The sequence below is a fragment of the Geotalea uraniireducens Rf4 genome (genome assembly GCF_000016745.1).
GTDB classification, from domain to species: Bacteria; Desulfobacterota; Desulfuromonadia; order Geobacterales; family Geobacteraceae; genus Geotalea; species Geotalea uraniireducens.
Genome location: NC_009483.1, coordinates 1,624,100 through 1,650,099, shown reverse-complemented (window position 1 = coordinate 1,650,099; position 26,000 = coordinate 1,624,100). Strand labels below are relative to the sequence as shown.

General features: G+C 52.4%; 30 protein-coding genes. 19 read left to right on the top strand and 11 right to left on the bottom strand.

Annotated features, from left to right (window positions below):
• Positions 1-22 precede the first annotated feature (22 nt).
• From GURA_RS07175 to GURA_RS07140, 8 genes are all read left to right on the top strand, one after another.
• Entirely contained in the window at positions 23-529 is a 507-nt protein-coding gene (locus GURA_RS07175) for a type II toxin-antitoxin system MqsA family antitoxin (RefSeq protein ID WP_011938327.1), read from the top strand.
• Positions 519-950, top strand: coding sequence for a protein-export chaperone SecB (locus GURA_RS07170; RefSeq protein WP_011938326.1), 432 nt, complete (start codon positions 519-521; stop codon positions 948-950). Before GURA_RS07175 ends, GURA_RS07170 begins: the two co-directional genes overlap by 11 nt.
• 310 nt (positions 951-1,260) lie before the next feature.
• Positions 1,261-1,749 carry a hypothetical protein gene (locus GURA_RS07165; RefSeq protein ID WP_198134536.1) on the top strand — a complete coding sequence of 163 codons (489 nt, stop codon included), beginning with the start codon at positions 1,261-1,263 and terminating at the stop codon, positions 1,747-1,749.
• Between the two features lie 252 nt (positions 1,750-2,001).
• On the top strand, positions 2,002-2,835 hold the full coding sequence (locus GURA_RS22710; protein ID WP_011938324.1) for an FRG domain-containing protein: 834 nt from the start codon (positions 2,002-2,004) through the stop codon (positions 2,833-2,835).
• Positions 2,836-2,864: 29 nt separating this feature from the next.
• Entirely contained in the window at positions 2,865-3,047 is a 183-nt protein-coding gene (locus GURA_RS25295) for a type II toxin-antitoxin system RelE/ParE family toxin (protein WP_011938323.1), read from the top strand.
• Between the two features lie 288 nt (positions 3,048-3,335).
• Positions 3,336-3,542, top strand: a complete 207-nt coding sequence (locus tag GURA_RS07150; RefSeq protein WP_011938322.1) for an AbrB/MazE/SpoVT family DNA-binding domain-containing protein — start codon at positions 3,336-3,338, stop codon at positions 3,540-3,542.
• Positions 3,539-3,913 carry a type II toxin-antitoxin system VapC family toxin gene (locus GURA_RS07145; RefSeq protein ID WP_011938321.1) on the top strand — a complete coding sequence of 125 codons (375 nt, stop codon included), beginning with the start codon at positions 3,539-3,541 and terminating at the stop codon, positions 3,911-3,913. Before GURA_RS07150 ends, GURA_RS07145 begins: the two co-directional genes overlap by 4 nt.
• A gap of 117 nt (positions 3,914-4,030) precedes the next feature.
• Positions 4,031-4,684, top strand: coding sequence for a hypothetical protein (locus GURA_RS07140; RefSeq protein ID WP_011938320.1), 654 nt, complete (start codon positions 4,031-4,033; stop codon positions 4,682-4,684).
• Between the two features lie 461 nt (positions 4,685-5,145).
• On the opposite strand, the gene GURA_RS25290 is transcribed toward GURA_RS07140, so the two are convergent.
• The 4 genes from GURA_RS25290 to GURA_RS07125 form a co-directional block, all read right to left on the bottom strand.
• On the bottom strand, positions 5,146-5,259 hold the full coding sequence (locus GURA_RS25290; RefSeq protein ID WP_157046150.1) for a twin-arginine translocation signal domain-containing protein: 114 nt from the start codon (positions 5,257-5,259) through the stop codon (positions 5,146-5,148).
• Between the two features lie 26 nt (positions 5,260-5,285).
• The gene (locus GURA_RS07135; protein WP_011938319.1) at positions 5,286-6,116 is read right to left on the bottom strand and encodes a L,D-transpeptidase; all 831 of its coding nucleotides are present in this window, start codon (positions 6,114-6,116) and stop codon (positions 5,286-5,288) included.
• 500 nt (positions 6,117-6,616) lie between these two features.
• Positions 6,617-7,102 carry a MerR family transcriptional regulator gene (locus GURA_RS07130; RefSeq protein ID WP_011938317.1) on the bottom strand — a complete coding sequence of 162 codons (486 nt, stop codon included), beginning with the start codon at positions 7,100-7,102 and terminating at the stop codon, positions 6,617-6,619.
• Between the two features lie 307 nt (positions 7,103-7,409).
• Positions 7,410-8,618, bottom strand: coding sequence for a M24 family metallopeptidase (locus GURA_RS07125; RefSeq protein ID WP_011938316.1), 1,209 nt, complete (start codon positions 8,616-8,618; stop codon positions 7,410-7,412).
• Positions 8,619-9,183: 565 nt separating this feature from the next.
• Here GURA_RS07125 and GURA_RS07115 point away from each other — a divergent pair.
• Positions 9,184-10,071: a LysR family transcriptional regulator gene (locus GURA_RS07115; protein ID WP_011938315.1), complete on the top strand. Its 888-nt coding sequence runs from the start codon at positions 9,184-9,186 to the stop codon at positions 10,069-10,071.
• Positions 10,072-10,308: 237 nt separating this feature from the next.
• On the opposite strand, the gene GURA_RS07110 is transcribed toward GURA_RS07115, so the two are convergent.
• Positions 10,309-11,682: an NlpC/P60 family N-terminal domain-containing protein gene (locus GURA_RS07110; RefSeq protein ID WP_041245327.1), complete on the bottom strand. Its 1,374-nt coding sequence runs from the start codon at positions 11,680-11,682 to the stop codon at positions 10,309-10,311.
• Between the two features lie 241 nt (positions 11,683-11,923).
• Here GURA_RS07110 and GURA_RS07105 point away from each other — a divergent pair, with 241 nt between their 5' ends.
• From GURA_RS07105 to lpxC, 10 genes are all read left to right on the top strand, one after another.
• Positions 11,924-12,223, top strand: coding sequence for a BrnT family toxin (locus GURA_RS07105; protein WP_011938313.1), 300 nt, complete (start codon positions 11,924-11,926; stop codon positions 12,221-12,223).
• Positions 12,207-12,476, top strand: coding sequence for a type II toxin-antitoxin system BrnA family antitoxin (brnA, locus tag GURA_RS07100; protein ID WP_011938312.1), 270 nt, complete (start codon positions 12,207-12,209; stop codon positions 12,474-12,476). The genes GURA_RS07105 and brnA overlap by 17 nt, the downstream gene beginning before the upstream one ends.
• A gap of 43 nt (positions 12,477-12,519) precedes the next feature.
• A complete protein-coding gene (gene dbpA, locus GURA_RS07095; protein ID WP_041245326.1) occupies positions 12,520-13,911 on the top strand; it encodes an ATP-dependent RNA helicase DbpA in 1,392 nt (463 codons plus the stop codon).
• 60 nt (positions 13,912-13,971) lie between these two features.
• A complete protein-coding gene (locus tag GURA_RS07090) occupies positions 13,972-15,429 on the top strand; it encodes an RtcB family protein (protein WP_011938310.1) in 1,458 nt (485 codons plus the stop codon).
• Between the two features lie 8 nt (positions 15,430-15,437).
• The gene (locus GURA_RS07085; protein ID WP_011938309.1) at positions 15,438-15,869 is read left to right on the top strand and encodes an archease; all 432 of its coding nucleotides are present in this window, start codon (positions 15,438-15,440) and stop codon (positions 15,867-15,869) included.
• Positions 15,870-15,981: 112 nt separating this feature from the next.
• Positions 15,982-16,521, top strand: a complete 540-nt coding sequence (locus tag GURA_RS07080; RefSeq protein ID WP_011938308.1) for an epoxyqueuosine reductase QueH — start codon at positions 15,982-15,984, stop codon at positions 16,519-16,521.
• Positions 16,522-16,534: 13 nt separating this feature from the next.
• Positions 16,535-16,747: a DUF2905 domain-containing protein gene (locus tag GURA_RS07075; protein WP_011938307.1), complete on the top strand. Its 213-nt coding sequence runs from the start codon at positions 16,535-16,537 to the stop codon at positions 16,745-16,747.
• A 92-nt stretch (positions 16,748-16,839) separates the two neighbouring features.
• The gene (locus tag GURA_RS07070) at positions 16,840-17,157 is read left to right on the top strand and encodes a phasin family protein (protein ID WP_011938306.1); all 318 of its coding nucleotides are present in this window, start codon (positions 16,840-16,842) and stop codon (positions 17,155-17,157) included.
• Complete coding sequence (gene ubiB, locus GURA_RS07065) at positions 17,151-18,836, top strand: 2-polyprenylphenol 6-hydroxylase (protein WP_011938305.1); 1,686 nt, start codon at positions 17,151-17,153, stop codon at positions 18,834-18,836. The genes GURA_RS07070 and ubiB overlap by 7 nt, the downstream gene beginning before the upstream one ends.
• 190 nt (positions 18,837-19,026) lie before the next feature.
• On the top strand, positions 19,027-19,950 hold the full coding sequence (gene lpxC, locus GURA_RS07060) for a UDP-3-O-acyl-N-acetylglucosamine deacetylase (protein WP_011938304.1): 924 nt from the start codon (positions 19,027-19,029) through the stop codon (positions 19,948-19,950).
• Between the two features lie 318 nt (positions 19,951-20,268).
• Here the strand turns inward: lpxC and GURA_RS07050 are convergent, their stop codons facing one another.
• From GURA_RS07050 to arsA, 6 genes are all read right to left on the bottom strand, one after another.
• On the bottom strand, positions 20,269-21,573 hold the full coding sequence (locus GURA_RS07050; RefSeq protein WP_011938303.1) for an APC family permease: 1,305 nt from the start codon (positions 21,571-21,573) through the stop codon (positions 20,269-20,271).
• Positions 21,574-21,592: 19 nt separating this feature from the next.
• Complete coding sequence (locus GURA_RS07045; RefSeq protein ID WP_011938302.1) at positions 21,593-22,138, bottom strand: cytochrome c3 family protein; 546 nt, start codon at positions 22,136-22,138, stop codon at positions 21,593-21,595.
• Between the two features lie 95 nt (positions 22,139-22,233).
• Positions 22,234-22,932: a cytochrome c biogenesis CcdA family protein gene (locus tag GURA_RS07040; RefSeq protein WP_041245324.1), complete on the bottom strand. Its 699-nt coding sequence runs from the start codon at positions 22,930-22,932 to the stop codon at positions 22,234-22,236.
• A gap of 11 nt (positions 22,933-22,943) precedes the next feature.
• Positions 22,944-23,636 (bottom strand): hypothetical protein, encoded by a 693-nt coding sequence (locus tag GURA_RS07035; protein ID WP_011938300.1) that lies wholly within the window; start codon positions 23,634-23,636, stop codon positions 22,944-22,946.
• A gap of 50 nt (positions 23,637-23,686) precedes the next feature.
• The gene (arsD, locus tag GURA_RS07030; RefSeq protein ID WP_011938299.1) at positions 23,687-24,058 is read right to left on the bottom strand and encodes an arsenite efflux transporter metallochaperone ArsD; all 372 of its coding nucleotides are present in this window, start codon (positions 24,056-24,058) and stop codon (positions 23,687-23,689) included.
• A gap of 34 nt (positions 24,059-24,092) precedes the next feature.
• Entirely contained in the window at positions 24,093-25,844 is a 1,752-nt protein-coding gene (arsA, locus tag GURA_RS07025) for an arsenical pump-driving ATPase (protein WP_011938298.1), read from the bottom strand.
• Between the last annotated feature and the right edge of the window lie 156 nt (positions 25,845-26,000).

The following is a 26,000-nucleotide window of genomic DNA, read 5'->3' as shown; positions in this document are numbered from 1 at the left end:
GAACGAGGGGAGGCAGAAGGCCATGGCACGCGAATATAAAGATGGTGAACAGTGCCCACTTTGCATTGGTAAATTAAAAGAGACTTCCGTCACTGAGAAATTCACCTACAAAGGCAAAGAACTGGAATACCCTGGTTACATTGTGCATGAGTGTGACAGATGCGGCGAGCAATTCGTCGGGAAGAAGACTATGAAGGCGTCTGCAAAGCGTCTTCGTGACTTTTACAGGGAAGTAGACGGCTTGCTTACGTCGTGTCAGATCAAAGAGATCCGTCTAAAATTGGGGCTCAATCAGGGCGCAGCATCAGAACTTCTTGGCGGTGGGGCGAAGAGCTTCGCCAGGTATGAGAATTGCGACGTTATCCAAAGTGAGGCAATGGACAATCTGCTGCGGGTACTGAAGGACTCACCGGACTTACTAAAGGTCATAGAGAACAAGAATAAGCCGACAAGCACAACTGTTATACAGTTCCAAGCCAAGTTTGGCCAAGTTATACAGGGGACCTTGGTGGTGAATTATGGCAAATGAAAACTACGAGTTCCAATTCATCGATTTCCGGATAGTTTCCTCCAACTTTAACATCAAGTTGGAAAAAGAGTTCGACTCTTCGAAGCTTACAGAAACAGCTGTGAATTTTGCTATGAAGCATGATTTTGTTGCCGAAAGTAAAAAACTCCAGCTTTTCATGAAGGTTGATATAGGAGGCGCTGACCTGCCTTTCACACTCTCAATAGAAGGAGGAGCGCTTTTTGCTTTTTCTCACCCGATCGACGATACGAATGCTTTCCGCAAAATCGCCGAAATCAACTGTGCTGCAATTGCTTTCCCATATTTAAGAGAAGCTGTCGCGGATATCATCAGGCGAGGAGGTTACCCCCCGTTGCATCTTCCCTCGGTAAATTTCGTCGATATGTACAAAAGAAATCACCCGGAAGAAGTACAGGCTTGACCGCCTGGGGAATCTGAGCCAGGAAGATGACAAGGGCCAATGATGAGCAGAGAAGGAAAGGCGCCGAGCTGATCCTACTCATTGTCCCCCGGAATTCTCCGTTTCTTTCTGATTTCTCCATGTTTCCTGCAAATCTGCACTCTTGACTTCTCCTGCCGTTAGCGGTAGTTTGTTGGCCTTAATTGGATTTTTGTTATGTATTCCGGAGTGCGGATGTTTTTGGGTTTTGGGGGATAAGGGTGAGTAAGGGCCGTTGTACCGGGTTAATGCCGGGGCAGTGGCCTTTTTTTGTTTCTGGCGAGGGTAAGAGTTGGCAGGGAGAGGTGTGGACGGGGCGATGAACCCCGGCCGTTCAGGAGGGAAAGGTATGAAGTGCATCGCCTACAATGGCGGCTACAAGTACCAACTGAAAGAGGAATACACTTTTGCCGACACCGGGATCATTCCACCGGCAACGATCACGACCGACTTCATCGTCCTCGATCTTGCCGGCAACCTGACCATCGCCAAGGGGTATGCCTGGGACGGCCCCTCCGGGCCGACAATTGACACGAAGAACTTCATGCGCGGTTCGCTGGCGCACGATGCGCTCTATCAGCTGATGCGCGAAAAGCATCTCGACCATGACACGTACCGCGAAGCAGCGGACCGGCTTCTGCAGCGGCTTTGCAAGGAGGACGGGATGTGGGCGCTACGGGCGTGGTGGGTTTATCAGGGGGTGCGAATCTTCGGCGATCCGGCGGCCGATCCGGCGCGCAATCGGCCGGTGGTGCGGGCGCCGGATGGGTGTGAGGGCTGAAGAAACCAACGTAATACGGATCAATAAATACGGGGAGTGTCCCTAGTTTTTTTAAAAAAGTGTCAATGTTTAGACGCGACACATATACTTTCCCTGTTAGCGGCACGAAACTGGAAAAGCTTATAATATTAGAAACCGGACAAAAGATCGAAACAAAGAAATATTTATAGATATATAAACCACCAGGTACGGCAAACCGGCTCTAACTGCTTAATAACGAGTTAAGATTCTAGAACACATACGAGGGAAAGATTGGACAAGTACTTGATCGAGAAGAAACCAGGTAGTCCACGGCTCTTTTGCATATCCAGAATTGAAGAGTTCATTGAGCTAGTGACATGGCTATCGTCTGATGGCCACGTTGTATTCAGAGGACAAAGACGCAATTTACCCCTCATACCATCCGTAGGACGCGACAAAAAACGTAGGCTTTGGTCCTATGTTGAGAAAGAGGTTTTTGAGGAGTTCAAGAGAGAAGCACTCCCATATTTGGGATTCACGCCCACCAATGATTGGCAGTGGTTAGCTGTTGCACAACACAACCGGCTTCCAACGCGTCTTCTCGACTGGACGAGAAACCCTCTTGCTGCTCTGTGGTTCACGGTATGCAAACCTGCCGACAAAGAGGAAGCGGGGGTTGTTTGGGGATTCATTTACGAACCCACAGAAGCGATTAGTTCCACCACCGATCTCCCTCCAAACCTTGCTTCACCGTTTTCGATTGAAAACACGCTTCTGTATTTCCCCGAATACATATTCCCATACATTCAAGCTCAGTCGGGAGTTTTTACCGTTCACCATAGGCAGGCAGATAATGACGTATTTGTGCCATTCGAAAACACCAAGGACGCTGATTTGCTCCTCTCAAGGATCGAAATACCTGCAAAGTCCTTTCCGACTCTCAGGTACCAGCTTTTCCGCCTGGGCATCAGCCCAGCATCATTGTTCCCCGGTTTATATGGCTTAGTGGAACGTATAAAGTACCAAAATGAATTCTGTAAAGACGAATTTGAAAACAAGGGGCAGCAGGAGGGGTCGCGTCTACACTTTCCACTTTTTGAAGAATGTAGACGCGACCCCTTATAATTCCCGACGCGACCCCTTATAATTCCCGATTGCCTGAATTTCCCACCTCCGGTCGTAACCTTCCTGAATTCCCCGACTCTCCTTACAGAGAAGTAATTGTCGATCCCTACCGAATCGTCTATCGGCATATCCCCACAACTGCACAGATTTACATCATTGCCGTTGTTCATGGAAAACGTCTTCTAAGGGAAGAGAGCTGGGACAATGATTAGAAGGAATTGAGGTCAGGAGTGGCAAAGGTTTCTGCCCTGGACATAGGACAAATAAAGGAACCAACCCATGTTCATTGGCCATTTCGGCGCTGGATTCGGAGCTAAAGGGGGCAAACAGAAGGGTCAGAGTTCAATAATTAACAAAAATAGGTTTTGTAAAATGTTGGGTGCTTTGGCCCCAAAAGAAGCAATGATTTCTTTTCACGTTCCTTCCGCTTTTCATCTGATTGACAACACGCATCGATAGGTGTATCGTTTTACGAAATTAAGATCGACAAGGGGTGTGTAATGGAAGCAGTGAAAATTTCCCCGAAATTCCAGGTTGTCATTCCCCGCGAGGTCCGGGAAAAGTTACGCTTGGTGGCCGGCCAGCGGATGCAGGTGGTTGCCTACGGCAACCGGATTGAGCTGATCCCGGAGAGGGACATCGCCGATATGCGCGGGTTTTTGAAGGGGATTGATACCACCGTCGAGCGGGAATCGGACCGCGTATGAATGTAGTAGATTCTTCCGCCTGGCTGGAATTTTTCGCGGACGGTCCGAATGCGGGGGAATTCGCTCTCCCTCTCGCTGACCGGGCATCACTCATTGTCCCGACTATCACCATCTATGAGGTGTTCAAGGTAGTCTGCCGCCAGCGCGGAGAAGATGCGGCCTTGCAGGCGGCAGCCCTTATGCAGCAGGGAAGATCGGTGGAGCTATCGCCGTCCCTGGCAATGATCGCCGCACGTACGAGCCTGGAGCTGGCGCTTCCCATGGCCGACAGCATCATTCTGGCGACGACCCGACTTCATGATGCGACCCTCTGGACCCAGGATGAGCATTTCCGAAGCCTCCCCGGCGTGCGGTATTTCCCAAAGCAGTAGCCTGTTCCTCGGTGTCGATGATCCGGACCCAATTCGGGAGTGGCATAGGTGTCTGCCCGGGACATAGGACAAATCCCTATATTCATGCTTATCAGGCAATAATAAAGGAACCAACCCATGTTCATTGGCCATTTCGGCGCTGGATTCGGAGCTAAGGCGGCGGCACCCAAAACATCACTCGGAACCCTCTTTCTTGCCTCTCAGTTCATAGACCTTCTCTGGCCTTCCCTTCTGCTCATGGGTGCCGAGCGTGTCCGCATTGCGCCCGGCATCACCAGGGTTACACCACTAGATTTCGAGTATTACCCCATATCCCACAGCCTCCTGGCGGTAACCGGCTGGGCCTTGCTGTTCGCACTGGTCTACCAGGTCATAACAAGGTATCCCCGTGGCGCCATCGTTGCCGGGCTGCTCGTGATGAGCCACTGGTTTCTCGACCTCATCGTCCATCGCCCTGACCTGCCGTTATCCCCCGGCAGCACCATCAAGGTTGGCCTTGACCTCTGGTCTTCGTTACCCGGAACACTTGTTGTCGAGCTGTTTGTTTTCGCCGTCGGCGTGGCAATATATCTGAGACAGACCAAAGCAATGGACAGAACCGGAAAATGGTCGTTATGGCTGCTGATCGGGTTTCTCCTCGTTATTTACCTGGGAAATCTTTTCGGCCCGCCGCCACCGAACGTGTCCGCGCTGGCCTGGGTGGGGCAGTCCCAGTGGCTCTTTATATTGTGGGGATACTGGATTGATCGGCATCGACGGCCATTGGCATAAGGAATACGCCTATAAACAGAACCTTTACCCCCCCTCCTCATCTCCGCAAACGCAATCGCCTCCGCATGAATTACGGGCAATTTGTCATACCTAATAAAATAAATTAAAGTTTCTCTTTTTTTTGACGAAACATGCATTACACCTTTTCAGTCTGGTTTATCAACTCAATAAAAATGGGGATCGTCTGGCTACAGACAGCGTTAAACAAGAGAGGAGGAAGTAATGGGCACGATCAGATTAATATCACACGGGTCAGTTGGAAATGTCATAGTCGAATGCTTGAACAGGTTGTTTAAAGGCCAAAAGAAAAAACCGGCGGGACATGATGTTGATGGGGAGGTAGAAACACAGAGGGTTGCCAAGTTGATCGAAAGAGGGTCTTTTATGCGATGTAAATAGGGATTGTGAGCACCTCTTGGACGTTATTGGCGGATAACCTCAAACCAGCCTGTCCCCTTATATCAAAACACGTTCTTTTGCGGCGGACGCTTTCCGTTGAAGAGTGTTCCCATCACTGCGGCCCCAGTGGCGACGCCCAGCAGTCCGAGAGCTTCTCTCCTCGTAGTTTTATTCATCGATTTTCTCCTATCTGACCTTGCCCTTACAACGGTGGGGTGCCGACGATCAACATCCGCGGACCGTTGCTGATCTTGTGGAACCCTCCCGGGTCGTGACGGGAGCCGATAACCCAGAGGTAGAGCTTCTTGGCGCCTTCGAGGAACGGGGGCTTCAACTCGTGGTAATACGGCCTGTTCACCTTCCTGTCATAGGCGCCGTAATACTCCAGCTGCATTTCCTCATCGTAGAGGCCGATGCAGCCGTGGGAGGCGGGGTAGCCGGGGATGTCGCGGCCATGGATGAAGTAGGACGTCCAGCCTTTGGCACGCTTGTCCACATAAAACCGGAGTGCGTAGTGCATCGGATAGCGGCGACCGATTTCCTCGATGGTGTAGAGGTTCGATATGTGTTTGCGGTCGGCCGCGTCGATCCTGAATTCGCCGTTCGGCACCCGGTGCCCCGCGATGCCGACCGCCGCGGGAAAAGAGAAGACAAGTTCGCCGTATTCATAGGCTCCCAGGAACATCTCGGACTGGTCGAGCAGGATGAATTTCTCCTCCTCGGCAGCGTCCGGGTACGTTGCGGGCAGCGGCGTAAAATCCTTGATATCTTCCATGCGTTTCGGCACCTTGATCGATATGTTGCCGATGAAATGGCGCCGGTCAAGACGATTAAAACGGAGCACGTCCTGCCACTGCTCGCCGAAAAGCTTTTCGGGCGTGTCCGTCCACTTCAGTTTCCGGCATTGCCACTCGATACGGGCATCGCTCGGATAGTGAACCCCGCAGAGCGACTTGACCTTCACCTTGGCATCGACATGAGCGGCAAGGAGCATTACAATGAGTATTACTATGGCAAAGCGCAATGATTTCATATAATTATCTTATCACAAATGGCAAAAAAATGGAGACCCATAGGATTATAAATTAAAAAATGTTCGGTAAGATAAGTACGGAAATAGAAACCAAAACCGAGAAGCAATAGAACGCGGATCAAATCTGATCGAACGGATTTACACGGATTACCCCCCTTGTTTTCTGCAATTATTTTGCGGGGGCCTGGCGCACCTGCGCACCGGTCGGTGATGGTCGCCAGAGTGGTCGGTTCCAAGGTGGTGATGACCGCCCGTTAATGTTGACAATCGAACCAGGCGAAATCTCGCAGGGAATTCCGGGTACATCTTTTTATTAACACTATTGATAGGGAGGCGAGGAGCGAGGTTGTTTGCGGCATCCGGCACCAATTCTAGGGGGTGGGCAAGCAAAAGGCCCTATATTTGCTCGCAAGGCTTTCTAAATAGCAATAACAAGAGGCCCAGCGATGATTGTCAGCAAAGGCCTCATGGTCAAAGAAGGCAAGGTTTCTTAGAGGAAACTACTTTATATTCAGCTGAAAACATACGATCATGCGCTGACGGTAGTGCACCATCTCCTTGCGCAGTGATGCCATAACTGATATTTTTTCGTCAAGCCTATTTGTATGAAAGTCAAGCATCTCAATCAGATGAGGGATGACCTTGTCGGTCTCCATCGCTTCGGCATAGATAGCATCTAGATCCTGCATCTCCTTGATTGTCAAGCCCAGTTCCTTCAGTTTGAGAATAAACATGAGCTTGCGGACTTCACTTGCGGAATAGCTCCTGGCTCCGCCACCAAAGCGCCGTGGTGTTTCAATTATTCCAACCTCTTCGTAGTAGCGGAGCGTTCTGGTTGTGATTCCAACGGTCTTGGCAAGTTCACCGATTGAGATGTATTCCTCGCAGCAATCATTCTGTATAGATCGCATATTGATCTTTTCACTCATAAATTCACGGGAACTGACGGCAACATCATCCGCTGTTATAAGCCAGATAGTTTCCATCCGGAAACCCCGGATGAGAAACTATTGGTTTCTGATTCGGAAAGCGGGGATTTTTTGTCCTGGCAAGAAAATCAAGGGGTTGCGCGGAGGCGTACATCGGTACGCCGCACAAGCAAACCCGCAGATTGACACAAGTCAGGGCAAAAAAGCACCCTTTCCGGACAGAAACCAGATATGTTTTTCAATGTTGTGCTGGTCGCGACGTTGCCACCTGACAGGGTTAAGAAGCAGCTCTGCCGGGACCGCTATTAGATGGATGTCTCCAATTTCCAGCACCTTCATATTTATGCCGTCTTATACAGAGGGATCAGGAATAAGTAATTGGGTCATCAAAGTAAGTAATTTGTTCAAATCCTGTAGCTGTTAGAACCATAGTGTCTTCAACACCAACCGCTCCTTCATTTGGGAAAATAAATGAAGGTTCAACGGCAAATACCATGCCCGGTTTAAGAGTTACATCAGTACTTTGGGTTATTAATGGTAATTCATCCAATTCAACCCCGATCCCATGAGCAATGAAATTGATTTTATCTTCAGTATATCCCATGAAATAATCCTTGTTACCAGAATCAACAGCAATGTTATAAGCCATATTGTATAGGTCTTTTCCGTTCATGCCTGGTCGTGTTTCTTTAATAATATGATTTTTTATTTTAATTGCAATTTCGTGAGCCTTGATAAGTTTTTCCGGCAGATTGCCTATGCAGAATATTCTTGCTTGATCTACCATGTAACCGTCACAAACACCAACATAATCCACTTTTATCGGCTCGTTTTTGTTTATTGTTTTAAAACCTGCACTTTGCGGATAAGCGGGACTAACGCCAGTTCCTCCTGTAGGGCCGCCAAAAAAACTTGGATAAGCCGAATTCCATCCCGACAAAATATGTCCATAGTAGACTTCTTGGTTAAATGCCCTCATTCTGATAGCACCTTGATGGCCCCCAACCCGATATACTGCCTCCAATTGAGCAGCAAGATCGATTTCTCGTATTCCTTCTTTTAAAATACTAGACACCTTGGAAAACATTGCAAAATTAAGATTTGCAGCTTTTTTTAACTTATCAAGCTCATACGTTGATTTTATTGATCTAATTTCACGAATTAACATCGAAACATCTACTAACTCTGAAGGTTGAAACGCGCTTTTATATTTTATATATATGTTTGCCGGCAAGACATCCATTTCTATCCCAATTTTGTCTAGTCTCTTAAATTGACTAAAAATGTTTTTAGGTATTTCTTCGAGGCTTTGTACCGGAATAATATTATTAATGCTGCTTTCAGCTTGAGCTCTTTCAAAACTTTTCTTAACCATTAAAAGAGGCTCACCTTCATCCGGAATAAAAAGATGTGCATTTTGGCAAGTCCCGCTAAAATAAAACAAGTCAGCCTTTTGTACGATTAAAGCTCCGTTTATGCAATTCTTGATCAACAATTTTTGAAACTTATGAATCCTGTTGAAGAGTTCTTGCTTTGGAGTATAGTTGAGGATTACGCAGGATGGCAAAGACATTTTTTACTCCTTTTGTGAGAAATAGTTCCTTCAAGAGCTTGATGACTTTATTGTTACTCCTGTGAAAACTGCCCATTTCCATATTCAACGCGCCCTCTTGACATTTGAAACCTCCTTTAATTTATGATGGTTTCCAAAAACTTCTTACAATGCCCCAAAATGACTTCGTAACAATTTGATTTTATTTGAATTTATCTGCTAGCAATAGATGTGTTAGCTTGAATCAAATACCGTTTTATGATAAAATATATTCTTTCGACCCATCATTGCAAATACTTAATTATGATAGCTTTAATCATTCTGAGTTATGGATATGGAAATCGGATCTATACCAAACAAAGTTTGAGATAATGGCAGGAGGTGCTTCTCTCCTATTCCAGCTCACTGGTAATGGACACCAAAAGCAGTAGATTAGAGCCCACGGGAAATGTCCGAATAGAACTTACACCACAGCAGTTCTACACGAAGAAATTCAAGGAAGAGGCAGCCATGTGCATGCCCTCCTTTCGGATATCATGCAACCATAGCGTTGTGATAGAATCCTTTGATTGGAGGATAGTTACATATGGAATTGAGTGATCTGCACATTTTTCTGGCTGTCACCAACGAGCAAGGTTTTACCGCAGCCTCCAAAAAACTGAACTGCGTCCAGCCAAACGTTACGGCGCGTATCAAAAAACTTGAGGAAGAACTCGGCGTTCAACTCTTTTACCGTAATAGTCGGGACGTAACTTTGACATCTTACGGTAAGCAATTCTATGAGCATGCCAACAGGATAATCCGGCTATCGCGCGAGGCATTCCAGGCTCTGCAAATGGACAATGTTATGGGTCCGCTGACCATCGGCGTGACACAGACTGTTGCTTCTGCGTATCTGCCAAAGATACTAAGGACGTATCATGCTCGGTTTCCTAAAGTTTACGTCACAGTCAAAACTCTCTTCGGAAAGAGACTCCTTAATAGCTTGCTGGACCACTCTATGGACTATGGACTTCTCGAAATTCCGGTAGGAAATTCTGAACTCATCACGGAATATTCATGGCCACAGAAACTTGTGATGGTTTATGCACCTGATTATCCCATCGACGACAATGATGTTACTTCGCTCGTTTTTTCCTCCACCTGCCCTTATAGACAAGCCATGATTGATGCCTTTCAGTTCATGGGAATAGTGAGCTCAAGGCATCTCAATCTCCTCAACGTTGATACCGTCCTGGCCTGTGCGATTGGAAGTGTCGGAGTAACTGTGTTGCCGGAACGGTTAGTAACCAGAGATCACATTGCACCATATGTTCATATGCGCGACTTTCCGCAGCGTGAAGGGATAGCCACTATCAACCTGATCCGGCATAAAGACAGCGTGAATGCGCCACAAGCAATGGCGTTCGCCCAAGTGGTAAGGGAAGTAATGGATTCAGTCTCTTCCGCAGAAACTGTGATTAGGGGGGAGTAAAAAATACGGGCATTCCATTAATCGGCAAATCCAGTTTTGTTTTTGCGAGAAACCCACCAAATTACGAAGACAACGGAGAAATAAGGGGATGTAGTTGAGTTGTTGAGTTGCACAAAAAGAGAGTCAAATCTTTATTCCCCATGTATTCCTCCGGGGCGGGCTTCCCACTTCCCACCCGCTGGACTATGCAACCTTGCCCGGCCGCACGAAGAATGTAGACCCTCCCGTTTTCTGCGATTATTTTACGGCGCCTGGCGCGGCTGCGCAGCGGCCGGTGATGGTCGCCAGAGCGGTCCCCTGCTCCAGTAACGACCCTCCCTCCACCAGCCCCAGTTCCTTTCCCGGTTCCAGGGTGGTGATGACCGCCCTGCCGATGTGGTGCAGCCCCGCACCGGCGGCATCCTTCACCCGGATTGACCAGGCGTTGTGGAACACCAGCGGCCGTCCCTCCGGGTCCGTGCCGATGTAGAGCATGATGTGGCCCGGCTTGAAGAACAGGCTGAGAAAGGGGAGCCCCTGCCGCCCGATCGCCTCCTCCTTCTCCCGCGGCGTGAAGCCCGACAGATCCAGCCGCTGGCGGATGGAGGCGATCTGATCGACAGCGGTGCGCGGCATCCAGATCCCGAAAGGCATGAAAAAGTCCCGTAGCATTGCCGAACAGTCCCTCAGGCCGTACATCTCCCCCCAACCGTAGGGCTGCCCTGTCAGCTGATTGCCGATCAGGGCCACGTTTTCCCGGTTGAACGCCAAGGGGTGCAGGGCGGCCACCGCACGGGGAATCCGTGCCACGTTGCCGACGGCCTTGCGCCCCTCACCCGCCGCAGCTACTTCCACCTCCCACCACCCTTCGCCCGCGGCAACAAGCGGGAGGATGGTGCCGATCTTGGCCCCGTAGCTTGTCCCCCCCTTGCCGTCGTTGACAGCGGTGTAATCACGGACGATCACCAGGTGCGGGAGCTTCATCCGGGCGGTGACGAAGCCCGGGTCGGCCAACGCCAGGTCCCGGGCCTCCATCCACCCGCAGGTGTACGAGGTCTCCACATAGAGCCAGATCCCGTCGCGCGAGGCATGGAGTATACGGAGCGGTTCGTTCAGCTTTACGTTGGGGTACTGGAGCATGTCGAAGGGGTAGTCATCCGGTGCCCCGAAGAGCGGGAGGCGTGTCGGCAGCCCGCGCAGATGAGACGGGGCGACGGCTATGGCCGCCTCGTTGCGGGCGGGAAAGGTTTCCAGGGCGCAGTTGTCCAGGATTTCCTGCAAAAGCTTACGCGCCACGATCCGCCGGTTCTCCCCGTACCAGTTCGCTCGCGCCACTTTCGTCATGAGGTTTTTCTCCTCGACAGGATCGCAGAAGGGGACAGTACGGGTCCACGGCGCAAAAAAGCGCACCCGGAATTCGCCCAGCAGGGTTGCGCGGCAGCTGTCGCCGATCGCCAGCCGCTCCCCGGCGGCGTCGGCATAGGGGGTGATCTCCTGCGGGAGGCGGAGAACGTCAGCGATCTCCGCGTCACGGACAGCGGGTGGCCGCCCGGCGGCCGGCCCCTTCGCAGTCGGGCAGACACAGGCGCCGAGCAAAGCCAGCACGGAGCAGAGGATAGTTGCAGTTGTCAAACGGCGTGCCACGGTGTCAACGGATAGACATTTGATTCTTCGAATTATTCACCCCCCAAAGAGCATTAATATCAACTCATCTGAAGAAGTGTAGTATTTTTTTCGGGCTTGGCAAATGGCATAGCATGCCCAACCTCGATACTTCCACAAATTTTTCATCCTGCCGGCCCTGCCAACAGGGCTTTTCCTCCCCCGGCAAAAAATGGTTTGCCTTACTGGTATATCATGGTAATATACATTCATGGTTGATTTCGCGCGGATAACAGGCTTTGACTGGGACGACGGCAACTGCCGCAAAAACGACAAGCACAGCGTCAGCCAGGCGGAGGCGGAACCGTTATTTTTCAATGATCCGCTGTTGATAGTCAATGATGTACAGCACAGCAGCCTAGAGATGCGTTTTCATGCCTTGGGCAAAACTGATGACAATCGGCAGTTGCACGTCACCTTCACGCTGCGGCTTGATGAAACGAAAATCCGCGTCATATCCGCCCGTGACATGCACAGAAAGGAGCGTGTGATCTATGAACAGGAAGCGTAAGGAAGTTCCGGCATTTTCTTCGGAAGCTGAAGAGAGGACATTTTGGGAACAGCACGACTCAACAGAGTACGTTGACTGGTCACAGGCAAAACGGGTCACGCTCCCCAACCTCAAGCCGACCACCCAGTCTATCTCCCTGCGTCTGCCGGTTTCACTGTTGGAAAGCATCAAGTCCGCCGCCAACAGCCGCGACGTGCCCTATCAATCGCTGATCAAGATCTGGCTCAGCGAAAAACTGCACGAGAGCCATTAATTTCCGACCCATGTCCCCTTCCCACCTTACCGACGAGTATTCCATGACCCCTAAAGCATTTTCATCACTCCACTTAAAAATCCACATGCTCAAGAACCTCGCCTCACTCGGCTATGCCGAGATGACGCCGATTCAGGCCCACAGCCTGCCGCTGATTCTCGCGGGCAAGGACGTAATCGCCAAGGCCAAGACCGGCAGTGGCAAGACCGCCGCCTTCGGTATCGGCCTCTTGTCGCACCTGGATGCCACCTCCTCCCGCGTGCAGGCGCTGGTGCTCTGCCCAACCAGGGAACTGGCCGACCAGGTGGGCAAGGAACTGCGGCGCCTGGCCCGGTTTACCGATAACATCAAGGTCCTGACCCTGTGCGGCGGCGTCCCCTTCGGCCCCCAGCTCGGCTCGCTGGAACATGGCGCCCATATCGTCGTCGGTACGCCCGGCCGCATCCTGGATCATCTGCGCCGGGGGAGTCTCGACCTGACCTGCCTGCAGACGCTGGTCCTGGACGAAGCCGACCGCATGCTCGACATGGGGTTTCAGGACGAGATCAGCGCCCTGATTGACGCCACCCCGAAAAAGAAGCAGACCCTGCTCTTCTCCGCCACCTACCCCGAGGCGATTGCCGCCATGAGCGCGACGATCCAGCACGAACCGGTCGCAGTCAGTGTCGATGAAGTGCATGACGAAAGCGCTATCGAGCAGGTTCTCTATGAGGTGGATAAGGAGGAGCGGACAGAAGCCGTGGCCCGCATTCTCGGTCACTATCGCCCGGAATCGACCCTGGTCTTCTGCAACACGAAAATAGAATGCCAGGAGGTGGCCGATGCACTGGTCAAGCGGGGCTTCTCGGCGCTGGCCATCCATGGCGACCTGGAACAGCGGGAACGCGATCAGGTGCTGGTGCGCTTTGCCAACAAGAGTGTTTCGGTGCTGGTGGCCACCGATGTGGCCGCACGCGGCCTCGACATCAAGGAACTCGCTGCGGTCATCAACTATGAGCTCTCCCGCGACCCGGAGATTCATATCCACCGCATCGGCCGTACCGGGCGCGCCGGCGAAACGGGGCTGGGCTTAAGCCTGGTGACGGCGCAGGAAAGCCGGCGGGTGCAGGCAATCGAAACGGCTCTCGGCACCCCCATCCCCCGTGGGGAGCTGGCGTCGCTGACCATCGCTGCGGGCGGGCCCCTTGCGCCCCCCATGGTGACGCTCTGCATCGACGGCGGGCGCAAAAACAAAATGCGCCCCGGCGACATCCTCGGCGCCCTGACCGGCGCGGGAGGGATAGCGGCGAGCGAGGTGGGCAAGATCGACGTCTTCGATTTCCACGCCTACGTGGCGATCGTCCGGTCAAGTGCCGACCAGGCCCTCTCCTGCCTGACCGGCAATAAGATCAAGGGGCGCTTCTTCAAAGTACGGAAAATAAGAGAAGGTAGCTGAAAAACCAATTCACCGTCATTTATGGTAGAATTGAGAAAATCAGCTGGGCGGGAGGGATACATGACGATACCATCTGCCATAAAAAAGATATCCGACACGGTCTGGGAACTGCCCACCTCCTATAAAGCAGGGATGCTGGTGCCGGCGCGGATTATAGCGACGGAAAAACTCATTGGCACCATGGATGCGGGTGTTTTCGACCAGGTAACCAACGTCGCCTGTCTACCAGGCATCATCAACTACGCCTACTGCATGCCGGACGGGCACTGGGGATACGGTTTCCCCATCGGCGGCGTCGCGGCCATGGACCCGGAAACCGGGGTAATCTCTCCCGGCGGCATCGGCTTCGACATCAACTGCGGCATGCGGCTCGTGCTCACCAACCTCACCTACGATGAAGTAAAACCTCACCTGCGCGAACTGGTTGACGCCCTCTTCTACCGGATTCCCACCGGTGTTGGCTGCACCGGTTTCGTCAGATGCTCGCAGGACGAGTTCAGGAACGTCGTCGAACAGGGCTCGCGCTGGTGCCTGAAACACGGCTATGCCTGGCCCGAAGACCTGGAGATGACCGAGGAAGGGGGCTGTTTTCCGGGGGCCGACGCCTCGAAGGTCAGCCACAAGGCGATCGAACGGGGATACGACCAGGTTGGAACCCTCGGCTCCGGCAACCATTACTGCGAGATCCAGGTGGCCAGGCCGGAAAACATCTACGACGAGGAAACGGCCCGCGCCTTCGGCTTCACCATCCCGAACCAGGTGGCGATCATGTTCCACTGCGGCAGCCGCGGCTTCGGTCACCAGGTGGCAACCGACTACCTGCAGATTTTTCTCGGCGTCATGGAGAGGAAGTACGGCATCAAGGTGCTTGATCGGGAACTTTCCTGCGCCCCGTTCCACTCACCCGAGGGACAGGATTACTTCGCCGCCATGAAATGCGCCGTCAACATGGCCTTCGCCAACCGCCAGGTGATCCTCCACCGGATCCGCGAGGTCTTCTCCGCCGTCTTCCACAAGGACCCTGAAGAGCTGGGGATGCGGATGGTCTACGACGTGGCCCACAACACCGCCAAACTGGAAAAACACACCGTTGCCGGCAAGAAACGCGAGGTCCTCATCCACCGCAAAGGGTCGACGCGGGCCTTCGGCCCCGGCATGGAGGGCATTCCCGATTGCTACCGGGAAACCGGCCAGCCGGTGATTATAGGCGGCAGCATGGAAACGGGTTCCTATCTTCTGGCCGGCATGAAGAGCGGCGCCGAGACATTTTTTTCCACCGCCCACGGCAGCGGGCGTACCATGAGCCGACACCAGGCGAAAAAGATGATCAGGGGACAAAAACTGCAAAGGGACATGGAAGAACGCGGCATTTACGTGCGCACCGACTCCTGGGGGGGACTGGCCGAGGAAGCGGGCGCAGCCTACAAGGACATCGATGATGTGGTGGCAGCCACCGAGCTGGCGGGACTGAGCAAGCGGGTCGTGCGTCTCGTGCCGGTCGGCAACATCAAGGGATAAACCGACCGATGCCGTATCGTTATCTTGAGCACATAGCCGTGGCGGATGTGGCGTTCGAGGCCTTCGGCGACACCATCGAAGAGCTCTTCGTTGCCGCTGGCGACGCGGTCATGAACACCATGGTGGAAGAGCTGGCCAGCATCGGCAGCGAAGAAACCGTGGCCTTTGAAACGGAACACACCGACCTTGACCTGCTGCTCTACAATTTCCTCAGTGAACTGGTCTTCCTCAAAGACGCCCGATGCCTTTTGTTGCGGGTCAAATCTGTGAGCATCACTGAAGACGGCGGTAAATTCAACGCGAAGGCCATTGCCTACGGTGAGAAGATCAATCCGAAAAAACATCCCCTCCTTGTCGATGTCAAGGCGGTGACCCTCCACCGCTTCACCCTGGAAAAGACCGACAGCGGCTGGCACGCGGTTGTCATTCTGGACATTTAAGTAACCCGCGTCCATGTAAAAAATATTTGCTTTGTCCCCGTCGTCACGTTACATTTACCTCTGTCCAATACGCTGACTGCCCGGTATTTCGGATCACAAGGAACCTATCCGCATGAAGATTCTCCTCCACATCTGCTGTGCACCGTGCGCCATTTATCCGGTCAAGGAAATGCGCTCCAACTGCATGGAAGTAACCGGTTTTTTCTTCAACCACAATATCCATCCATATACGGAATACCGGAAACGTCTGGATACGGTAGGTGAATATGCGGAAAAAATCGACCTGGAGGTCATCTACAGGGATGAATACCGCCTGGAGGATTTCCTGGAAGCCGTTGCCGCCACCCCCGGTGAACGCTGTCTCTACTGCTACAGCTCCCGACTGGAAGCCGTTGCAGCCACGGCTGCGGAACTCGGCTTCGACGCCTACTCTTCTTCTTTGCTCTACAGCAGGTATCAGAAACATGATGCAATCAAAGAGCTTGGGGAACGGTTCGGCATAAAGTACGGCGTTTCCTTCCACTATGACGATTACCGCCGGGGATGGAAGGAGGGCATAGAAATCTCTAAAACGATGGGACTCTATCGCCAACAGTACTGCGGCTGTATTTACAGCGAAAAAGAGCGTTACGCGTTGCAACCCTCTCGGTAAGAAGGGAACTGATATGCCCGGTATCGGCAAATTCCTTATCATTCTGGGGCTCATCATCGCCGCCATCGGCATCATTTTTACCCTCGCCGGCAGGCTTCCCTGGCTGGGGCGGCTTCCCGGCGACATCTATATCAAGCGGGATAATTTCACCTTTTACTTTCCTCTTGCCACCAGCATCCTCATCTCTGTTATCCTCTCGTTCATCCTCTGGCTGTTCAGACGGTAAGCGGTAAACCATGGGCAGACTCCTTTCCCCCTTGAAATCTCCAGCTTTTCTGTTACCTTTTAACGGTAAATACCCCAAATACGGAGGCCGATATGTTTGAACTCTTGGAAAAAGCTTTATTGACAGGGCTCGGCGCAGTATCCATGACACAGAAAAAAGCGGAAGAACTGGTAACGGAAATGAAGGAGAAGTATAAGTTGAGTGAGGAAGAGGGAAAGGCGATTCTGGACAAGATCCAGGTAATGGCCAAAGACAGCAGGGAACGGATCACGGAGATCGCCGAAAACGAAGTAAAAAAGGTCATCGAGCGGATCGGTCTGGTCCCCCGCGATGAGTTCGACCGTCTGCAAAAGCGCGTCGAGGCGCTGGAAAGCACGCTAACGGAAAACGAACCGGGGTCTGAATGCTGAACATTATCCAGTTAAACCGCAATATCCGCAGCATCAGGCGTTACCGGCAGATCGTAAAAATCCTGATCAAGTACGGCTTTGATCACTTGCTGGAATATTTCAACCTCTCGCAATTCGTTGCCAGGAGCCGGAGAGTTCTGCGCCGCAACGGGTCAACCATTGCCCAGCTTTCTCCGGCGGAGCGCATGAGGCTTGCCCTGGAAGAACTGGGGCCTTCCTTTATCAAGCTCGGCCAGGTCCTCTCCACCCGCCCGGACGTAATCCCTCGAAACTTTGTCGATGAATTCGCCAAACTGCAGGACAATGTCCCGTCCTTCCCCTTTGAGGAAGTCAAGACGCAGATCCGGCTGGAGTTAGGGAAAGCGGCTGAAAATTTCTTCTCTTACCTTGAGCCCGTTGCCATTGCCGCTGCCTCTATCGCCCAGGTCCATCGGGCGCGTCTGATATCCGGCGAGGATGTCGTGGTAAAGGTGCGCCGCCCCGGTGTCGTGGAAGTCATCGAAACCGACATCGACGTCCTGATGGGGCTGGCGCTCCTCATGGAGCGCCATATGCCGGGGAGTGACATCTACGATCCGGTCGGTCTGGTCAAGGAGTTCGCCCGTACCATCCGCCGGGAAATGGATTTTTCCCGCGAGGGGCACACCATTGAAAAGATCCGCGACAACTTCGGCGGCGACGCGACCCTGCACTTTCCGAAGGTATACTGGCAGGAGACCGGCAAAGGCGTGCTGACCATGGAGTACATCAATGGCATCAAGGTCAACGACCTTGCCGCCATCGAGCGCACCGGACTCGACAGGAAACTCATCGCCAGACGCGGAGCAGACGCCTTCCTGAAAATGGTGCTGGAGCACGGCTTTTTCCATGGCGACCCACATCCCGGCAATGTGCTGATTCTGCCGGGCAACGTGATCTGCCTTCTGGACTACGGCATAGTGGGGCGTCTGGACGCCCAGTTGAAGGTTTATCTGACCGACATCCTTCTGGCCATCCTCAAACGGGACGTTGACGAAGTGATCTCCTTGCTTACCTATTCGGGCGAAATCAGCGAGAACCTCAACACGAGGGCGCTGAAGAGGGATCTGTCCGAATTCATCGACAGCTATTACGAAATCCCGCTTCAGGATATAGAAGTCGGTAAGATGCTGGCGGAGTTCATCGACATTATCACCACCTTCCATATAAAGTTCCAGCCCGACCTGATGCTCCTTACCAAGTCGCTCGTCATTGTCGAAGGTATGGGGCGTGAACTGGACCCCGATTTCGACATGGTGGAACACCTCCGGCCGTTCATGGAACAAGCGATCAGGGAAAAGATGGCTCCCGGCCGCTTTGCCAAGGACATAGGCAGCATGGTCATGTCCTATGTCAACCTCACCAAAAGCCTGCCGCGAGAACTGCGGGAGATACTGCACCGCCTCAACCGCAACAAGTTCAAGATCGACCTGGAACACCGCGGACTCGACCACTTCAGCAAGGAATTGGACAAATCCATCAACCGGCTCTCCTTCAGTCTTATTATCGCTGCCCTCATCATCGGCTCGTCCATCGTCATGCAGACAAACAAGGGCCCCCTCATTATGGATTTTCCTGCATTCGCCTTCCTCGGCTATACCATCGCGGGCCTGATCGGCTTTTGGTGGGTGATAGCCATCATTCGTTCCGGCCGGCTCTAGCCCCCCAGCACTGTTGCATTTTCGCAACAATAGCGTCGTTTTTGCAACACACACTTGTCCATTCTCCTACCCCACAACCTTACCACAGTCGCTAACCACCTAATTTGACTGGTTAATCGCCACTCTTGCATATTGGCTCAGAATTTGCTAAATAATAAGTATACTGACTATATTGCTAAAGGAGCCTGGCATGGCCTTTCAACAGACATTGAAAAATAAAGTGGCGTTCAGCGGCATCGGACTGCACTCGGGAAAAGAGATCACTCTGACGCTTCGCCCTGCTGATGCAGGAAACGGCATAGTTTTCCACCGCATTGACACGACTCCGCCTGTTTCCATCGAAGCTAGGACGGAAAATGTCGTAAGCACCAGGCTTTCCACAACTATCGGCAAAAACGGCGCAGCGGTTTCCACCATCGAGCATCTCATGGCCGCCCTCTTCAGCTGCGGCATCGACAACGCCCATGTGGATATCAACGGCCCTGAAGTGCCGATCATGGACGGCAGCGCAGCCCCATTCGTCGAGGGTATAAGAAACGCCGGATCAAAATCCTTGTCCAAATCACGCAAATACCTGGTGGTAAAAAAGCCGGTGACCATCAGAGACGGCGACAAGAGGATCACCGTCCTCCCCTCCCGCTACTACCGGATATCATTCGACATGCATTTCAACCATCCGGTTATAAACCGCCAGTTCAGGACCATGAAGTTCGACCGGGAATCCTTCGCCGATGATTTCTCCCCGGCCAGGACCTTCGGTTTCCTTGCCGAAATAGAGGCGCTCATGGCACACGGGCTCGCCTTGGGGGCTTCACTGGAAAACGCCGTTGGCATTGATGACAACGGCATAGTGAATCCGGAGGGGCTCCGTTTTACCGACGAATTTGTCCGCCACAAGATCCTCGATTCGATTGGTGACTTCGCCCTTGCCGGCGTTCATCTCGTCGGCCATGTGAAGGCCTGCAAATCAGGACACGAGCTGAACCATAAATTCATCACCGAACTCCTTTCCCGCTCCGATTGCTGGAGCCTGATGGAGCTGACACCCCCCGAAAACAAAACAGCGTCATTCCCTATCAGTCTCCCCGAAATGGCCTGGCTGGAAGCCTGTTGAACACAGCACTCACATACTCCGTAAAAAAAGCAGCCTGCACGGCTGCTTTTTTTATTCACGCGATGTTGATACCAATTGATAAGAAGGCCTGGAATGACAAGCTTCGGGCTGCTGGTATGGATGATGCTGCCATGATGAGGTGGCCACCGAGTTCGAAAGACGGGCACCGGAGGCACATCATCAATTTCTGCTTACCCTGGGGATATCGGAAGACGAGGGGCTTTTGGTCTGCTGAAGCTAATCAGGGGGGCTAGGGGCAAAGGTCGCAGCATTATCGCACTGCAAGATGCTTGTAACCTTGGTTTTTTATCCACCTTATCATCTTTGCCTGATCTTTTCATAAATCGCCGTCTTGAGCTTTATACGGCAGTAATTGCAATATCCGACTCCAACTAAAAATACAGGATAGAGGATCCACCAGCTAAATCCCGATAAGAGAAATGCACATGATAGTAGACCAAGCACGGTAATAAACCATCTACGGCTCCTACGTTCAGTCTTCCAATATGCAAAGATGCTTATCAGATAAAGAACCAGGAAGTTTTGGCTGACAACCAATACCAGGTTTGCCGGCGGAAGTTTAAAGTGATACGCCGCAATTATCACTGCGGAATAAATCATAAGTGACAGCAGTAAGCTGTTAAGAGGAATACCTTTGTTAGTCAGCGTTCCAATGATTGAGGGTAAAATGCCATCTCTACCAGAAGCATAATAAAGTCGACTTGCACCCATAACCCACGCACAAGCATTTGCTGTTATTACTACGACCATTATTACTACTAGCAGCATACCGATTGGCGTCCGGTTAACCAATGATGCCAGTCCTGATGCTCCCTTCACGGAAACTCCCGAAACCTCGGCGCCGATACTCGTAATTGTTAGGGCCATGTAAAGCGCAATAACTATGACAAAACTGATCCAGTATACAGCTGGAATCGTCTTCGATGGATTCTTGAATTCCTCCATACTGAACGACAGATTCTCCCATCCTATGAAGGCCCAAAACAAAAGTGCTGCCGTACGCCACAGGTCGTTATAGTTTAGATGACCTTTCCCGCCAAGGGTTTCTCCAAACGTATTTATCCCGATGATAAAAAAGGAAGCGTTCGACAGGACAATCACCGCTGTCATTGCAACCAATGCTATCAATGAAGCCGTATTGATCCAGTTTGTTGCCGCCACACCCAGCAGATTAAACCCGGTCGATAAAACCAGAATACCGATCGCCAACACAAAAACCGCATTCTCGGAGAACCCGCACATATTTTGTGCATAAGCACCGCCAATCAGGGCAAGAACCGGAATCCCGACCATGAAAGTGCCACAGAGAACTGCGGTAACCGCATGACCACCCCAATCCCCGATACTCACCTGCGCATATTTTGATAGACCGGCCGAAGAAGTGAATGTCAGCCCAAGGTATGCAAAAATATAAACCAGCGGTATGAGCATCAGGGAGATGAGCAGCCAGCCGCCGACCACAGTATGGACATTTCCGATCTCCAAGGCCATACCCGGCAGCCCGAGCAATCCGGAGCCGATTACGGTACTGACCGCAAGCGCCAGGCCTTTCCATAGGGTAATCGTCTTTTGCAGCTGTGCGGGTGGTTGTTGATCATGCATCACTTAACTCGATTCTTGGTTAAGCCTGCTTGTAACCGGGATGGCATTTTTGACAGGAATCGCTCGAAAAGGCGACTTTGCCATTGTGACAAGCGCCACAACACGGCTTCTCTCCAATGGTGTAGCGTTTGGCACCTGCTTTAAACTGGAAAAGCTTGGTGTGACAGTCATTGCAACGGTATACGCCGATGTGGAATGTGTGGCTGAAGACGGCGTCGGTTGCACCTTTGACATTATAAGCAATGTCTCGAGGTATCCCTTTATGGCAACGCACGCAATTTTTATCTTCGGCGACACTGAAAGCCTTTACGCCAGCATGGCAGGCACCGCAGGACCTGTTTTTTTCCATTTCATCCATGGTATAATGCCGTGGGTTTTTCAGATCGAAGATTGCGTCATGGCAGATCTTGCAATTGTTATATTTCTTCAGATGTACATCATGGTTGAAAACGACAGAATCGGCGTTTTTAAACCTGAACTGGATATCCCTTGTTTCCTGTTTTGCCAGTAGGGCAAACGGTGTGGTAAGAGCAAAGAGAACGGTGAGAATGGTACAACGAATCATAGTGCACTCCTTTTTTAATATGCAAGATGTTCAACTGATACAGACTTTTCCTGCTTCAGATAGCAGGGGGGCGCTTCCTCATCTCACCTATGGTGTTAAAAAGTGACAAGGAGATAGAATCCCGCAACCAGGAGAAAACATCCGGATACCCAGCGGATTGCGGCGTCGGCATTCTTTGAAACAAGAGCAGTTTTCCCCAGGGAAACCCCAAGCAATACAGTCCCCAAGGGGAGGCTGAAACCGAGCGCAAACAAGGCCAATAACAGGGTTGCCCAGATAACCTGACCCTGCAGGATAGCTGCTCCGAGAATGATGAAAATGCCGGGATTGCAGCAGGGCAGAGAACTGGCGACAACGCCGCCTCCCATGAGAAGCCCTGTCGTCGCCGTCCCCAGTTTATCAGACACGTTCGTTGATTTTCCCAGACTGAGTACCGGCAGATTAAAGGGAAGCAGCTTCAGCGTTGCCAGGCCAAAAACAATGGCTATAATGCCGGCAAAGAGCTTCCAGTATCCACCCAGGGAGACTTGCGCGGTCTGGCCGACAAAGCCGGCAATGCCGCCGATGGTCATCAGGGAGAGGATGATACCCACAGTGAAGAAGATGACAGAAATGGCCGCAGCACGGCGACTTTTCTCTTCCCTTGCACCGGAATAACCTACCAGAATGCCCATTACCGGCAGCGCACAGCAGGCGCTGGTGGCGGCGCTCACCATGCCGAGCAGCAGGGCGAAGAGCAACCCCACCGGCTGCATTGCTGCATGTTGCAGAGTCTTGATACAATATTCAAGCACACATCACCTCGTCAATTGCACGGAGCAGCAGCCTTACCGCCACCGGAAGTTGGGCAGCCGCCCGGTCCACAACCTCCTCCACGGGTCGAAGCCACATAAGCCTGCATCAGATTCGTTTCCGATATTCCACCGCTGAGAAAACCTATGCCACGGTCTTTGGTCAGCACAGCAATCCCCGGCGGCGTCACCTTGGCTGCAACGCCGGGGTAGTCGGGCGAGGCAGGTTGTAAAGTGTATATTCCCGTACTCACCCCTTTCTCGTTCAGTGTCCGTTCAACCGCGGCCAGTACGGCGCCGGTTTCCTTGGTGGCCGGGACATTGTCTTTGCTCGGAATAACGAGAAAAACCGTGTCCAGCGAGGCTGCCACGGTGTTGAGTTCGGCAATTGAAGGCAACGAGGCGCCACGTCCTCCCTTCTGACCTGCACTGTTTATCACTGGCCCCTTACCCGCTGGAGCGGGCAGGTTTGAAAATCCGTTTGATCCAGCCAGAGGGGCATTCTGTCGGGCGCTCGTCGTTTTGAAGAGCAGGATTCCGCACACCGCCACAACGACGACCACACAAACGGCCACCTTGAATTTAGTGTTGCCTTTATCGGCCGGTTTTCCGCAATCGCATCCCGGACCACAAAGGGGAGATGTCTCAGCAGATAAAGGTTGCTCTGGCTCTGAGAGCTTATCGTTTTCGTTTACTTCTGTCGTCATTCCGATCTCCTTGTCACTTCTACTGAGTCAATGGACCTCACTATTCCGACTTAACAGCTACCAACTCCGCAGCCGCAGGAGGCCTTCTTCTTTTCGCCCAGCGTCACCTCAAAGCCGGCCTGTTTCAGGATCTCCTGCAGCTGCTCATTGCCCGGGTAACACCTCTTGCTGATGAGTTCTCCGTTCACATAAACCAGTGGCAGGCAATCCGGGCCTTCTACTTCCAGCAATTCGGCCACGGCACTGTTAGTGACAAAAGCTTGCGGATCGGACAAGAGTCCACAACGTGCAACCTTTACTGCCGGTGCATGTTTCTGTATCTGGCGCAGCGATTCCTGGATTCTGACCAGATCCGGGTCAACGCTTGGGCCGCAAACACCTGTCGCGCAGCACATAGCTGGATCAAAGATCTCGATTTTCATGGTGTGTCTCCTTTGGATAGTATTGGTGAGAGCCTCAGGTTCTCAATTTATTGGATCGGAGGGTGGCTGTCGGCTGGGCCTGCCACGGGATCAGGTAGGTAGAGATGCCCTGACGAACAACCTCTTCAATATAGCGGTGTTCCCGCGCTCGGCGTTGCGCGAGAACCGGCTCGGTCAGGGGCAACGGAGCCAGGCTTTGGTTGATAATCCAGCCGGCTGCCTCGATTCCTGCCCGGCGCAGGTCGGACTGCAGCGACAAAGCCTCATGAACCGGAGTAGCCTCCGGCAGGGTCACCAGAAAGATTTTAGTAAATTCGGGGTCGCGCAGGCGGGGGAGGAGCTGACGTACCGCTTCCGGGATCTCGTTCATGGAGCGGGAAACCTCCCGATGGTAGGTTTCGGCGGCATCCAAAAGCAAAAGCGTGTGCCCGGTGGGAGCGGTATCAATAACGACAAAACTGTCTGTCCCGTCAGCCACGACTTTGGCAAATGCGCGAAAAACAGCAATCTCCTCGGTACATGGCGAGCGCAGATCTTCTTCCAACAGAGCCCGCGCTTCATCATCCAGGCTCGCGCCAACAGTGGTGAGAACTTCATGGCGATATGCCTCGGTTTCAACCTCGGGATCAACCCGGCTCACACGCATTCCTGATGGTGCTTCACCAATGGTAAGTGCTACATGGGCAGCCGGGTCGGTCGTCGTCAGATGAACCTGCTTCCCCTGTCGAGCCAATTCGGTGGCGATGGTCACCGCCAGGGTCGTCTTGCCGACGCCCCCTTTCCCCATGGTCATGATGACCCCACCAGGCTGGTTTGCAAATTTATCGATCAGGTCTGTAAGCGGCGGAGGGAGGGGATCAGTCAGGTCGGATGCCGGGCATGATGCTGCAATTTTGGGCTCGATCGAGAAAAAAGAACGTAGCGCAGGGATTCCGACCAGTTCAGCCCCTTGCAACGGAATTTCCGTACGCGGAAGTAAGGCCAGGGCATCTGGCATTGCGGCCAGAGCTGACATATTTATCTCGCGCAGTGTAACAGCAACCGGATCGGACGAATCGGTCATCCTGAAGACACCGTTCAGTATCAACCGTTGGTTGGCGACTCCCAACTCCTGCAGTTCTGCCGAGGCGCGGGCCGCTTCTTTCAAAGGAGCTTCATCCGGGCGGCTGACCATGACCACCAAGGTTTGCTTGGCATCCCCGAGTACTTTGCGGGTGTTTGCATAGAGCAGGTGTTGTACCTTCAATCCTGCCAGCGGTCCGAGACAGGAGGTTCCCCGCACATTGGTGTCGATGAAGTCGCTCCAGGCGGCCGGAAGAGACAGCAACCGCAGGGTGTGACCGGTGGGAGCCGTGTCGAAGATGATGTGATCAAACCCCTCTACGGCGGCCGGATTACCCATGAGGGTAGCAAACTCGTTGAAGGCGGCAATCTCTACCGTACAGGCTCCGGAAAGTTGCTCATCCATGCTGCGCAGGGCGGAGTGGGGCAGAATGCCGCGATAGGGGCCAACCAATTTTTCTCGATATGCGGCGGCAGCTTTTTCAGGATCCACGTTCAGGGCAAAAAGACCTGGAACATCCGGTACCTGTGACGGTTCTGCAGATAGTGTCAGTCCCAGTACCTCGTCCAGATTCGACGCCGGATCGGTGCTGACCAGCAGCACCAGCTTACCGCAGTCGGCCAACGCTATGGCGGTTGCAGCCGATGTGGTGGTTTTACCTACCCCCCCTTTTCCGGTAAAGAAGAGGTTTTTGGGTTGAGAACGCAGAAAATCTTGTGGCATGGTTTCATTCCTTAAATTAACCGGAGTTTTTGAGCAGCATGGTTGTTTAGACGGTGAACATGCGAAAAAGGATACGCCTTGCGAGAATATTTTTCCGCCTTCCTACAATAAATCACCAAATTGTGCAACTATATTACATGTTATATGCAACAATAC